Raw genomic sequence first — 12698 nt, forward strand, 5'->3', positions numbered from 1 at the left:
AGGGGGGAGGGGGAGGTGGCGCGAAGGGGGGTCGCGGCGGTGGGAGGATGGCGGGCATGCCCAGTGGTGACCCGCAGGCCGCGCAGAAGGCGGCCGCCCAGCAGCTCGAGATCCGCAAGCAGATGCGTCTGGTCGAGGAGGCGATCCTCGCCCGCACGCCCGAGCACGACCTCCAGCCCAGCCTCGACCGGATCCAGGCGGTCATGGACCTGCTCGGGGAGCCGCAGCGCACCTTCCCCGCGATCCACGTCACCGGCACGAACGGCAAGACGAGCACCGCGCGCATCATCGAGGCGGTCCTGCGCGAGATGGGCCTGAAGACCGGGCGCTTCACCAGCCCCCACCTGCACGACATCCGCGAGCGGATCAGCATCGGCGGCGAGCCGATCAGCCGAGAGGACTTCCTCGACGCGTACGCCGACGTCCTGCCCTTCGTCGAGGCCGTCGACACGAAGTCGGTCGCCGAGGGCGGCCCGCGGATGACCTACTTCGAGGTCGTCGTCGCCGTCGCGTACGCGGCCTTCGCCGCCGCCCCGGTCGACGTCGCCGTCGTCGAGGTCGGCATGGGCGGGGCGTGGGACGCGACGAACGTCATCGACGCCCCCGTCGCCGTCATCACCCCCGTCGACCTCGACCACCAGCACTTCCTCGGCGACTCCGTGCTCGACATCGCCGGCGAGAAGTCCGGGATCATCAAGGCCGACGCCATCGTCGTCTCGGCCGAGCAGGAGGAGGACGTCGCCGAGATCCTGCGCGAGCGGGCCGAGGAGGTCGGCGCGCGCATCGTCTTCTCCGGCCGAGAGCTCGGCATCACCGCCCGCGACGTCGCCGTCGGCGGCCAGCAGATCTCCTTCACCTCGCTCGCCGGCGAGCACGAGGACCTGCTCCTCGGGCTGCACGGCGAGCACCAGGCCCACAACACCGTGCTCGCGGTCTCCGCCGTCGAGGCCTTCGTCGGCGGGGGAGAGCAGCGCCTGTCGCAGGACGTCCTGCGCCCCGCGCTCGAGCAGGTCACCTCGCCCGGTCGTCTCGAGATCGTGCGCCGCAGCCCCACCGTCATCGTCGACGCCGCGCACAACCCGCACGGGGCCCGGGCGCTCGCGGCCGCGCTCGCCGACTCCTTCACCTTCACCCGTCTCGTCGGCGTCATCGGCATCCTCGCCGACAAGGAGGCCACCGAGATCCTCGAGATCCTCGAGCCGGTCCTCGACCACGTCGTCGTCACCCGCACGACCTCGCCGCGGGCGATGTCACCGCGCGCGCTGGGAGCCGCGGCCGAGGAGGTCTTCGGCGAGCACCGCGTGACCGTCGTCCCCGAGCTGCCGGACGCGCTCGACCGCGCCGCGGAGCTCGCCGACGACGGGGGAGTGGGCGGCGGCGTCCTCGCCACCGGCTCGGTCATCACCGCTGCCGAGGTGCGCCTGCTCCTCGGCCACGGCGGCGAAGGGGAGCCCGCCCGCACCTTCGACCGGGGTGCCCCGGCCCCCGTGCAGGACGACGGCGACGCCGCAGACATCCTCGACGACGTCTTCGGCGACGGCGACGAGGACTGACCTCCCCGCCCCGGCGGGAATACGACGGGGCGCGAAGGGGTTGGACGTCCGACCAGACCCCGCAGTAGCCTGGTCGTATCGGTGCAGCCTGTGCACCTTCGTCGGCCCTGACCTCCGCACAGCCGCGAGGTCGGCCCCCCTTCGCGCCGTCCGGGCATCCTCGGACCGGCCCCTCTGCCACGAGAGAGTCATCACCGCATGTCCTCAACCGCTCCTGCCAGGACGCAGGCGTACCCGGAGAAGATCGACGCGGCCGTCCTCAAGGTCGCCGGCGTCGTCGTGCTCGGCGCCATCATGTCGATCCTCGACATCACGGTCGTCAACGTCGCCCTCCCGCACTTCCAGACCGACCTGGCCACCGGCCCGGACCCGCTCCAGTACTCCACCGTCGCGTGGACCGTCACCGGCTACACCCTCGCCCTGGCGACGGTCATCCCGCTCACCGGCTGGGCGGCCGACCGCTTCGGCACCAAGCGCCTCTACCTCACGGCGGTCGCGCTCTTCGCCCTCGGCTCGACGCTGTGCGCCTTCGCCCCGAGCATCGAGGCGCTCATCGGCTTCCGGGTCCTGCAGGGGCTCGGCGGCGGCATGCTCATGCCGCTCGGCATGACGATCATGACCCGCGCCGCGGGCCCGCAGCGGATGGGCCGGCTCATGGCCATCCTCGGCGTCCCGATGCTCCTCGGCCCGATCGGCGGCCCGATCCTCGGCGGCTGGCTCATCGACAACGCCCACTGGCTCGGGCGCCCGAGCTGGACGTGGATCTTCCTCATCAACCTCCCCATCGGTGCCGCGGCCCTCGTCTACGCCTGGGTCGTCCTGCCCAAGGACTCCGCCGTCCCGAGCGAGTCGCTCGACGTCGTCGGCCTGCTCCTCATGTCGCCCGGTCTCGCGCTCTTCCTCTACGGCGTGAGCTCGATCCCCGACACCGGCACCATCCTCGCGACGAAGGTCCTCGCGCCGGCGCTCGTCGGCATCGTCCTCATGGCGGCCTTCGCCTGGTGGTCCTTCAAGCCCGAGCACCCGCTGCTCGACCTCAGCCTCTTCACCAACCGCAACTTCACGGTCGCGGCGCTGACGATGTTCCTCTTCGCGGCGGCCTTCTTCGGCGGGCTGCTCCTCGTCCCGACGTACTTCCAGCAGGTGCGCGGCGAGGACACCTTCACCGCGGGCCTGCTCCTCGCCCCGCAGGGCATCGGCGCGCTCATCACCATGCCGATCGCGGGCGCGCTCGTGGACAAGATGCCGGTCGGGCGGATCGTCCCCTTCGGCATCGCCCTCATCACCGGCGGCATGTTCGCGCTCACCCAGATCGACGCCGAGACCTCCTACTGGGGCTACATCATCCCGGTGCTCTTCGTCATGGGTCTGGGCATGGGCGGCACGATGATGCCGCTCATGACCTCGGCGCTGAAGACGCTCACCGCCCACCAGGTCGCCCGCGGCTCGACGCTGCTCAACATCACCCAGCAGGTCGCGAGCTCCTTCGGCGTCGCGATCATCTCGGTGCTGCTGACGAACTCCATCGAGTCCCGTCCGCTCGTCGACCAGGCGCAGAAGTACGGCGACGCGGCGAAGGGGGTCACCGACCCGAACCAGGTGCAGCAGCTCCTCGAGCGCTTCCCCGAGGTCGCCCGGGTCATCGGCCAGGTCGCCGACCCGGCGCGCGCCCAGGAGGTCCTCATGGCGGCGGTCCGCTCCGACCTCGCCGGCGCCTTCGCCAGCACGTACTGGGTCTCGGGCGGGCTGTGCGCGCTCACCCTCGTCGTCGCCCTCTTCCTCCCGCGCAAGCGCGAGGAGAGCCACCTGCTCGACGGGGACGAGGACGCCGAGCCGGTGCACGTGGCGATGCACTGACCCACCTCGCATACCCTGGTCCGTCATGAGCACCATCGACGGACCCCGGCGGCCCGGCGCGATCGCGTCGGGCCGCTTCACGTGGCGCATGCTCGCCACCGTGCTCGGCGGGCAGTCGGTGGTCATCTTCCTCGGGGCCCTCGTCGCGCGGGGCTTCGCCGGCAACGACAGCTCGGCCACCCCCTTCGTCGTCATGTGCGTCCTCGCGATCGCCTGCGCCGTCGCCGCCGGCCTCGTGCGCCGGCCGGGCGGCGTCGCCATCGGCTGGGCCGTCCAGCTGGCCACGGTGCTCTGCGGCTTCCTCGTGACATCGATGTTCGTCGTCGGGCTGATCTTCGGCGCGCTGTGGCTGCTGTGCCTGCGGGTGGGGCGCCGCGTCGACGCCGAGGACGCCGAGCGCGCCCGCGCCGCCGGCGGGGCCTGAGCGGCGCCCACGGCGCACGCCGATAGGGTGGCGCCCGTGACCACCGAACGCTCCCTGATCCTCGTCAAGCCCGACGGCTACCGCCGCGGCCTCACCGGTGAGGTCCTGCGCCGCATCGAGGCGAAGGGGTACACCCTCGTCGCCCTCGACGTCACCTCCGCGACCCAGGAGCAGCTGGCCGCGCACTACGCCGAGCACGAGGGCAAGCCCTTCTACCAGCCGCTCGTCGACTTCATGTCCTCCGGCCCGCTCACCGCGGTCGTCGTCGAGGGCGAGGACTGCATCCGCGGCTTCCGCTCGCTCGCCGGCGCGACGAACCCGACCGAGGCCGCCCCCGGCACCATCCGCGGCGACCTCGGGCGCGACTGGGGCCTGAAGGTCCAGCAGAACATCGTCCACGGCTCGGACTCCCCGGAGTCGGCGGCGCGCGAGATCGCGATCTGGTTCCCCCAGCTCGCGTCCTGACGCGACCTCGTCCGCAGCGCTCGTGCCGTCCCGTCGGTGGCTCCCCGGCCGTGACCTCGCCCTCGACCTCGGCACCGCCAGCACCCTGATCCACCAGCAGGGACGCGGCGTCGTGCTCGACGAGCCGAGCGTCGTCGCCCTCGCGGCGGACTCCGACGAGGTCCTCGCGGCCGGCCGTGCGGCCAAGGAGATGCTCGGGCGCACCCCGGGCTCGATGCGCTCGGTGCGACCTCTGCGCGGCGGGGTCATCCACGACCCCGACGTCGCCGAGCGCATGCTGCGCGTCTTCGCCGACACGGTCGGCGTCTCCTCGGTGCTGCGACCCCGCGTCGTCGTGTGCGTGCCGAGCACCGTCTCGCCGCTGGAGCGCCGGGCCGTCGAGGACGTCGCGCTGCGGGTCGGCGCCCGCCGCGTCTACGTCGTCGAGGAGCCCGTCGTCGCGGCCATCGGCGCGGGCCTGCCCCTCACCGGCAGCGACGCCTCGACCGTCGTCGACATCGGCGGTGGGTCGACCGACGCGGCCATCCTCGCCCTCGGGGGCGTCGTCGCCTCGCGGTCCGTGCGCGTCGGCGGCGAGAGCATGGACGAGGCGATCGCCGCGCACGTCGAGCAGCACTACTCGCTGCTGCTCGGCGAGCGCTCCGCCGAGCACATCAAGATCGAGGCGGGCTCCGCCTTCCCCCTCGGCCAGGAGCGGCGCACCCGGGTCCGCGGCCGTGACCTCGTCACCGGGCTGCCCCGCACGGTCGAGATCGGCTCGTCGGAGGTCCGCCGCGCCCTCGACGCCCCGGTACGGGCCGTCGTCGACCTCGTGCGCTCGCTCCTCGACGCCAGCCCGCCCGAGCTCGTCGGCGACGTGCTCTCACGAGGTGTCGTGCTCACCGGCGGCGGCGCCCTCCTGCGCGGGCTCGACGCCCGGCTCGAGCACGAGCTCGGGGTGCCCACGCGCGTCGCCGACGAGCCGCTGCGCGCCGTCGTGCGCGGCGCGGGCCGGTGCGTCGACGACTTCGCCACGCTCGAGCCCGTCCTCGTCGACGGCCGGAGGTTCTGACGTCGTGCGCCGGGGTCTGGCCGTGCTCGTCACGCTCACCGTGCTCCTGCTGCTCCTCGACGTGGCCGGGGGGCCGACCGGCCCTGTCCGCTCGGTCGGGGCGAGCGTCTTCGGCCCGATGCTGCGGGCGACGAGCACCGACGCGGGCGACCCCCGTGACGCCGAGCTGACCCGGCTGCGCCTGCGTGTCGCCGAGCTCGAGGACGAGCGCTCCGCGGGCGAGCAGGAGAGCGAGCTGCGCGACCTCGCGCAGGACCACCGGGTTGACGTCGTGCCGGCGCGGGTCGTCGCCGTCGGCGCCCGGGACGCCCGGGGCGCCGTGCGCGTCACCCTCGACGTCGGCTCGCGCGACGGCGTGAGCACCGACCGGGCGGTCGTCAGCCCCGACGGGCTCGTCGGGCGGGTCGTCTCCGTCTCGCGGTGGACGAGCGACGTCGAGCTGCTCGGCGCCTCGGGCACGAGCGTCGGCGTCCGTGTCGGCACCGCGCCCGGCGTGCTGGCCGAGCTCTCCGGCAGCGAGCCGACCCTCGACGAGCGGCCCGGCGAGCTCGCCGTCCGCGCCGTGCAGGAGGGCCGGCTCGAGCCCGGTCAGCAGGTCCGCACCCTCGGCAGCCAGGACGGCCGGCCCTACCCGCCGGGTCTGCCCGTCGGCGAGGTCGTCACGGCGCCTCAGGACGCCACCGGGCTCACCGCCGTCGCGACGGTCCGCCCCGTCGCCGACCTGCCCGCCCTCGACGTCGTCGGCGTCGTCACGGGGACGACGCGATGACGCGCTCGGTGTGGCTGTGGCGGGTGCCCGCCCTCGCCCTCGCGGCCGTCGGCTCGGCCGTCCTCGCGGCGCGCGGCGTGCCCGTGCCCCCCACCCTCGTCCTGCTCGTCGTCGTCGCGATCGGCATGGCCTCGGGGCCCGCCGACGGGATCCTCGCCGGTCTCGTCGGCGGCTGGATGAGCGACCTCGTGCCGCCCGGTGGCGAGATCCTCGGGCTGGCCGCGGCCACCCACGCCGTCGTCGGGGCCGTCGCCGGCGCGGCCCGGCGGGTGTCGGGGTGGCCGCTGTGGTGGCCCGGGGCGGTGGCCGCCGCCTGCTGGGTGGTCGTCACGGCCGTCCCGGTCGTGCGCGCCCTGACGACCGGGGCGCCCGTCGCCTGGCTCGCGCTGCTCGGTCAGCTCGTCGGCACGGTCGTCCTCGCCGTGCTCCTCACGCCCGTCCTGCTCGCCCTCGACCGCCGGGTCGCCGGCCGCCGCCCCCGGTGAGGCGACCTGCGGTGAGGCGGCCGCCGGTGAGCCGGCGGCCGTCACGCCGGCGAGGGCCGAGACGGGTGGGGTCGCGACGCCCGAACCTCCACGCCCGGCTCGTCGCCGTGCTCGCCGTCATCGCGGTGCTCCTCGCCGGTCTCGTCGGACGTCTCGGCCAGCTCCAGCTCGACCCCGCCCCGGTCGCCGCGGGCGACGCCGGACCGAGCACGAGCACCCAGGTCGTCCTCACCCCGGCTCCCCGCGGGCGCATCCTCGACCGCCGCGGCGTGCCGCTGGCCGACGACGCGGTCCGTCTCGACGTCACCCTCGACCGCGCGGTCCTCGCCGACGAGGACGACGCGGGCCGCTCCTCCCTTCGCGCCCTCGCCCGTGACCTCGGGGTGACGCCGGAGTCGCTGCGCGACCGGCTCACCCTGTGCGGCGCCCCCGACGCCGCGCCCGCCCCGCGCTGCTGGCCCGGGTCTGCCTACGTGCCCGTCACGGTGGCCGAAGGGGTGTCCTCCCGCCTCGCCCTGCGCCTGGGCGAGCGCGGCGACCGCTACCCCGCGGCCGAGGTCGTGACGACCGCGGTGCGGCGCGACCAGGAGGTGCCGCTCGCCCCCCAGGTCCTCGGCTACCTCACGCCCGCCGACGCCGCGACGGTCGAGGCCTCGGCGGGGCGCATCCACGACGGCGACCTCGTCGGGCGCGCCGGTCTGGAGCAGCAGTACGACGACGTGCTCCGCGGCGAGCCCGGCTCGGCAGAGGTGCGCGTCGACGCACGCGGCATCGTCACGGGCACCGAGCCCGGCAGCGACCCCGTGCCGGGTGACGACGTCGTCACGACGATCGACGCCCGCGTCCAGCGCGCGACGCAGGAGGCCCTCGCCGAGGGCGTGCGCGACGCGCAGGCCCGCGGGCTCCCGGCCGACGAGGCGGCCGCCGTCGTCGTCGACGTGCGCGACGGGGGAGTGGTGGCCTCGGCGAGCGTGCCGACGTACGACCCGTCCGTGTGGACCGGGGGCATCAGCAGCGCCGAGTACGAGCGCCTCACGGGTCGGCCCGGGTCGACACCGCTCACCGACCGGGTGACGGGCGGGGCCTACCCGCCGGCCTCGACCTTCAAGGTCGTGACGATGCCCGCCGTCGTCGCCCCCGACGAGCTCGACGAGCAGGTCGACTGCGCGTCGAGCGTGCGCATCGGCGACCGCACCTTCCGCAACTTCGAGTCACGGGCGTACGGCCGGATCAGCTGGCACCGCGCGCTCGTCGTCTCGTGCGACACCGTCTTCTACACGAACGCCGAGCGGGTGTGGGAGCGTGCCGGGGGGCTGTCCGGCCGCGACGCCGACGACGCGATCCTCGCGACGGCCCGCGACCTCGGGCTCGGCGCGCGCACCGGGGTCGACCTGCCCGTCGAGAGCGCCGGACGCCTGCCGGGCCGGACCTGGAAGCGCGAGTACTGGGAGGCGACGAAGGACGAGTCCTGCCGCCGCGCCCGTGACGGCTACCCCGCCGTCGCCGACGCCACCCGCGCGGCCTACCTCAGGGCGCTCGCCCGCGAGAGCTGCGCGAACGGCTACCAGTTCCGCCCCGGCGACGAGGTCAACCTCTCCATCGGGCAGGGCGACACGCTCGTCACCCCCCTGCAGATGGCCCAGGTCTACGCCGCGATCGCGACCGGCGGCAGCGTGCGCACCCCGCGGCTCGTCTCGGCCACGCGCACCGCGCAGGGCGAGCGGACGGACCGCCCGCTTGCGCCGGCGCGCACCGTCGACCTCGACCCCGCGATGGGGCGCTACCTGCGCTCCGCGCTCGAAGGTGTCGTCACCGAGGGCACCGGCGCCGGCGCCTTCCGGGGCTTCGACCTCGACGCCTGGCCGGTGGCGGGCAAGACCGGCACCGCGGAGGTCTTCGGCGAGGAGGACACGGCGTGGTTCGTCAGCTACGCCCCGGCCGACCGTCCCCGCTACGCCGTCGCCGTCGTCGTCGGCCAGGGCGGCACCGGCGGCGGTACGGCCGCGGGCATCGCCCGCGAGATCCACGCCTCTCTCGCCCGCACGACGCGCTGATCCCCCTCCGCCCGGGGGACGAAGGGGGATCAGCGGTGCCGCTCAGCAGCAGCGGGTGGAGGGGTTGCGCTCCTGCTCGTCGTACTTCTCACGCCAGAAGTCGCGCTTGCTCGGCACGGGGCGCTCGGGGTGCGTGCGCCGCAGGTGCTCGACGTAGCGCTCGTAGGCGCTGCCGCCGGTGACGCCGCCGACGAACCAGCCCACCCCGGACAGGACCGAGCGCAGCCGGCCCTGCTCCGCGGGGGCGGCGGCCATCAGTGGTGCCCCCGGCTGGCGGCGGGCGACGGGTCGAGCCCGGCCTCCTGCCACTGCTCGAGGACCCGCTTCTCCGCCGGCGTCGGGACGAAGCCGGCGGGGGCGAAGATCCGCGACGGGACGTCCTCGTCCTCGGTCGTCGGCAGCCCGCCGGCCCGCAGGGCCTTGACGACGACGACGGCCGCGGCGGCGACGACGATGATGACGAGCACGGCGAAGACGATCGAGAGCGTGCCCTGGACGAGGGAGTTGAAGATGATCTTGTCCATGTCGGCCGCGCTCTTGGCCGGGGCGAGGACCTCGCCCGCGTCACGCGCGGTGACGAAGGCGTCGCGCTGAGCGAAGTAGCCGATCTTCGGGTTGTCGCTGAAGATCTTCTGGTACGACGCCGACATCGTGACGACGAGGTCCCACACGAGCGGGATGCCCGGCACCCAGGCCCAGCGGACCTTGCCCTGCTTGACGAGCACCGCGGTGACGACGGTGAGCGCGATGGCGGCGAGCAGCTGGTTGGCGATGCCGAAGAGCGGGAAGAGCGTGTAGATCCCGCCGAGCGGGTCGAGGATGCCCATGACGAGGATCGAGCCCCAGCCCGCGACGACGATGAGGGAGCAGATCCACGCCCCGACGCGCCAGCTCGGGTCCTTGAAGCGGGACATGCCGGGGACGTTGCCGATGGAGTCGGAGAACATGAAGCGCGCGACGCGGGTGCCGGCGTCGACGGTCGTGAGGATGAAGAGCGCCTCGAACATCACCGCGAAGTGGTACCAGAAGGACTTCATCGAGTCGCCGCCGAAGGCCGACATCACCTCGGACATGCCGAAGGCGAGGGTCGGCGCGCCGCCGGTGCGCGAGATGATCGTCTCCTCGCCCACCCCTTCGGCCGCGTTCTGCAGCACGCTCGGGTCGATCGGCGGGATGGGGGTGCCGCCGGGGCTGAGCAGTCCGAGGCCGTTGACGTAGTCGGCGGCCGAGCCGGGCTCGCCGCCGGTGAGGGCGACCGGGGCGTTCATCGCGAAGTAGATGTGCTGGTCGATGCTCACCGCGGCGACGAGCGCCATGATCGCGACGAAGGACTCGGTGAGCATGCCCCCGTAGCCGATGAGACGGGCCTGGCTCTCCTTCTCGATGAGCTTGGGCGTCGTGCCCGAGGAGACGAGGGCGTGGAAGCCCGAGAGGGCGCCGCACGCGATGGTGATGAAGAGGAAGGGGAAGAGCGAGCCGGCGAAGGCGGGACCGGTGCCCGTGCTCGCGAACTCGGTGACCGCCGGCATCTGCGCGACCGGCCGGGCGATGAGGATGCCGACGGCGAGCAGGACGATCGTCCCGATCTTCATGAAGGTCGACAGGTAGTCGCGCGGTGCGAGGAGCAGCCAGACCGGGAGGACCGAGGCGGCGAAGCCGTACGCGATGAGCAGCCAGGCGAGGGTGATCGGCTCGAGGGTGAAGGTGTCCGACAGCGTCGGGTGCTCGGCGACCCAGCCGCCGGCGACGATGGCGAGGACGAGGAGCACGACGCCGATGACGGAGACCTCGTTGACCGCGCCGGGGCGCAGATAGCGCAGGTAGACGCCCATGAAGAGGGCGATGGGGATCGTCATCGCGATGGAGAAGACGCCCCACGGGCTGCCGGCGAGGGCGCCGATGACGACGATGCCGAGCACCGCGATGAGGATGAGCATGATCGACAGCACGCCGAGGATCGCGGCGACGCCGCCGACGACGCCGAGCTCGTCGCGCGCCATCTGGCCCAGGCTGCGCCCACGGCGGCGGATCGACAGGTGCAGGACCATGTAGTCCTGGACGGCGCCGGCGAAGACGACGCCGATGATGATCCACAGCGTGCCGGGCAGGTAGCCCATCTGGGCGGCGAGGACGGGGCCGACGAGCGGACCGGCGCCGGCGACCGCGGCGAAGTGGTGCCCGTAGAGCACCCGCCGGTCGGTCGGCATGAAGTCCTTGCCGTTCTCGAGCTCCTCGGCCGGGGTGGCGCGGGTGTCACGCGGCTGGAGCACCTTGTACTCGATGAGCCGGGCGTAGAAGCGGAAGGCGATGAGGTAGGTCGCGACGGCCGCGACGACGAACCACACGGTGTTGACCTGCTCGCCGCGCACGATCGCGAGCATGACCCACCCGATCGCGCCGAGCACGGCGATGACGCCGAAGACCGCCTTCTCGCGGGTCGTCACGCGGTGGCGCTGCTCCACCGCGACCGGTGGCCGGTCTGGGTCGGTCCGCAGCTCGCGGACCTCGGGGTCGAGCGACGTGCTCATGGGTGCCTCCCGGCGGACGTGCCACCGACCCGTCGCCGATGACGCACGCACGTTAGTGCGGGAGGGCGTGATCCGCACCACGGCGCGCCAGATAGTCTTCGATCATGTCTGACTTCGATGTGGTCGTGCTCGGTGCTGGTCCTGGTGGTTACGTCGCGGCGATCCGCGCCTCGCAGCTGGGGAAGAAGGTCGCCGTCGTCGAGAAGAAGTACTGGGGCGGTGTCTGCCTCAACGTCGGGTGCATCCCCTCCAAGGCGCTCATCAAGAACGCCGAGCTGGCGCACACCCTCGCCCACGACAAGGCGAAGTTCGGCATCGAGGGCGACGCCACGATGTCCTTCGGCCCGACCCACAAGCGCTCGCGCCAGGTGAGCGACGGGATCGTCAAGGGCGTCCACTTCCTCATGAAGAAGAACAAGATCGAGGAGATCGACGGCTGGGGCACCCTGACCTCGCCCACCTCGATGGACGTCGCGCTCGAGGGCGGCGACACCCGCAGCATCACCTTCGACAACCTCATCATCGCCGCCGGCGCCGTCACCCGGATGCTGCCCGGCGTCGAGGTGAGCGAGAACGTCGTCACCTACGAGGAGCAGATCCTCGACCCCGAGCTGCCCGGCTCGATCATCATCGCCGGCTCGGGCGCCATCGGCGTCGAGTTCGCCTACGTCATGAAGAACTTCGGCGTCGACGTGACGATCGTCGAGTTCCTCGACCGCATGGTCCCGACCGAGGACGAGGAGGTCTCCAAGGAGCTCTTCAAGCACTACAAGAAGCTCGGCGTCAAGGTCATGCTCGGCACGAAGGTCGAGTCCGTCGAGGACACCGGCTCCGGCGTCAAGGTCACCGTCACCCCGGCGAAGGGGGGCGACCAGCAGGTCCTCGAGGCCGACCGCCTCATGTCGGCCATCGGCTTCGCCCCGCGCACCGAGGGCTACGGCCTCGAGGCGATCGGGGTCGAGCTCACCGACCGCGGCGCCGTCGCCATCGACGACTACATGCGCACCAACGTCGACGGCGTCTACGCCATCGGCGACTGCACGGCCAAGCTCATGCTCGCCCACGTCGCCGAGGCCCAGGGCGTCGTCGCGGCCGAGACCATCGCCGGTGCCGAGACGATGCCGGTCGAGTACGACTTCATCCCGCGCGCGACGTACTGCCACCCGCAGATCGGCTCCTTCGGCTACTCCGAGGCGCAGGCCAAGGAGAAGGGCTTCGAGACGAAGTCGGCGAAGTTCCCCTTCAGCGCCAACGGCAAGGCCATGGGCCTGGGCGACGCGGTCGGCTTCGTCAAGGTCGTCGCCGACGCGAAGACCAACGAGATCCTCGGCGCGCACATGATCGGCCCGGACGTCACCGAGCTGCTCCCGGTGCTCACGCTCGCCCAGAAGTGGGACCTGCGTGCCGACGAGGTCGCCCGCAACGTCTTCGCCCACCCGACCCTGTCCGAGGCGGTCAAGGAGTCCGTCGAGGGCATCGTCGGCCACATGATCAACCTCTGACCTGACCGTG

Annotated in this window: 11 protein-coding genes; 9 read left to right on the top strand and 2 right to left on the bottom strand. The window is 73.0% G+C overall.

Annotated elements, in window-relative coordinates:
* The first annotated feature begins 56 nt into the window (after positions 1-56).
* The 8 genes from EEW87_RS01650 to EEW87_RS01685 all read left to right on the top strand — a co-directional run bounded on the left by EEW87_RS01650 (position 57) and on the right by EEW87_RS01685 (position 8658).
* On the top strand, positions 57-1553 hold the full coding sequence (locus EEW87_RS01650) for a bifunctional folylpolyglutamate synthase/dihydrofolate synthase (protein WP_123090930.1): 1497 nt from the start codon (positions 57-59) through the stop codon (positions 1551-1553).
* 198 nt (positions 1554-1751) lie between these two features.
* Positions 1752-3410 carry a DHA2 family efflux MFS transporter permease subunit gene (locus EEW87_RS01655; RefSeq protein ID WP_123090929.1) on the top strand — a complete coding sequence of 553 codons (1659 nt, stop codon included), beginning with the start codon at positions 1752-1754 and terminating at the stop codon, positions 3408-3410.
* A gap of 25 nt (positions 3411-3435) precedes the next feature.
* Entirely contained in the window at positions 3436-3834 is a 399-nt protein-coding gene (locus EEW87_RS01660; RefSeq protein ID WP_123090928.1) for a DUF4233 domain-containing protein, read from the top strand.
* A gap of 36 nt (positions 3835-3870) precedes the next feature.
* On the top strand, positions 3871-4299 hold the full coding sequence (ndk, locus tag EEW87_RS01665) for a nucleoside-diphosphate kinase (protein ID WP_123090927.1): 429 nt from the start codon (positions 3871-3873) through the stop codon (positions 4297-4299).
* A 22-nt stretch (positions 4300-4321) separates the two neighbouring features.
* Complete coding sequence (mreB, locus tag EEW87_RS01670; RefSeq protein WP_123090926.1) at positions 4322-5350, top strand: rod shape-determining protein; 1029 nt, start codon at positions 4322-4324, stop codon at positions 5348-5350.
* A gap of 4 nt (positions 5351-5354) precedes the next feature.
* Positions 5355-6119 (top strand): rod shape-determining protein MreC, encoded by a 765-nt coding sequence (gene mreC, locus EEW87_RS01675; RefSeq protein ID WP_123090925.1) that lies wholly within the window; start codon positions 5355-5357, stop codon positions 6117-6119.
* Positions 6116-6604 carry a rod shape-determining protein MreD gene (locus EEW87_RS01680; RefSeq protein ID WP_123090924.1) on the top strand — a complete coding sequence of 163 codons (489 nt, stop codon included), beginning with the start codon at positions 6116-6118 and terminating at the stop codon, positions 6602-6604. Before mreC ends, EEW87_RS01680 begins: the two co-directional genes overlap by 4 nt.
* A gap of 65 nt (positions 6605-6669) precedes the next feature.
* On the top strand, positions 6670-8658 hold the full coding sequence (locus EEW87_RS01685; RefSeq protein WP_123090923.1) for a peptidoglycan D,D-transpeptidase FtsI family protein: 1989 nt from the start codon (positions 6670-6672) through the stop codon (positions 8656-8658).
* Positions 8659-8700: 42 nt separating this feature from the next.
* On the opposite strand, the gene EEW87_RS01690 is transcribed toward EEW87_RS01685, so the two are convergent.
* Complete coding sequence (locus EEW87_RS01690) at positions 8701-8913, bottom strand: YbdD/YjiX family protein (protein ID WP_068273871.1); 213 nt, start codon at positions 8911-8913, stop codon at positions 8701-8703.
* On the bottom strand, positions 8913-11186 hold the full coding sequence (locus tag EEW87_RS01695; protein ID WP_123090922.1) for a carbon starvation CstA family protein: 2274 nt from the start codon (positions 11184-11186) through the stop codon (positions 8913-8915). Before EEW87_RS01695 ends, EEW87_RS01690 begins: the two co-directional genes overlap by 1 nt.
* Before the next feature lie 104 nt (positions 11187-11290).
* Between EEW87_RS01695 and lpdA the strand changes: the two genes are divergently transcribed.
* Positions 11291-12688, top strand: coding sequence for a dihydrolipoyl dehydrogenase (lpdA, locus tag EEW87_RS01700; RefSeq protein WP_068273875.1), 1398 nt, complete (start codon positions 11291-11293; stop codon positions 12686-12688).
* Positions 12689-12698 lie beyond the last annotated feature (10 nt).

Source organism: Janibacter melonis, assembly GCF_003721155.3.
GTDB lineage: Bacteria > Actinomycetota > Actinomycetes > Actinomycetales > Dermatophilaceae > Marihabitans > Marihabitans melonis.

What these genes read in the sequence shown, in the direction of transcription:
- EEW87_RS01650 (WP_123090930.1), top strand. Translation starts at nt 57, where the DNA reads ATGCCCAGTGGTGACCCGCAGGCCGCGCAGAAGGCGGCCGCCCAGCAG.
- EEW87_RS01655 (WP_123090929.1), top strand. Translation starts at nt 1,752, where the DNA reads ATGTCCTCAACCGCTCCTGCCAGGACGCAGGCGTACCCGGAGAAGATC.
- EEW87_RS01660 (WP_123090928.1), top strand. Translation starts at nt 3,436, where the DNA reads ATGAGCACCATCGACGGACCCCGGCGGCCCGGCGCGATCGCGTCGGGC.
- EEW87_RS01680 (WP_123090924.1), top strand. Translation starts at nt 6,116, where the DNA reads ATGACGCGCTCGGTGTGGCTGTGGCGGGTGCCCGCCCTCGCCCTCGCG.
- EEW87_RS01690 (WP_068273871.1), bottom strand. Translation starts at nt 8,913, where the DNA reads ATGGCCGCCGCCCCCGCGGAGCAGGGCCGGCTGCGCTCGGTCCTGTCC.
- EEW87_RS01695 (WP_123090922.1), bottom strand. Translation starts at nt 11,186, where the DNA reads ATGAGCACGTCGCTCGACCCCGAGGTCCGCGAGCTGCGGACCGACCCA.
- lpdA (WP_068273875.1), top strand. Translation starts at nt 11,291, where the DNA reads ATGTCTGACTTCGATGTGGTCGTGCTCGGTGCTGGTCCTGGTGGTTAC.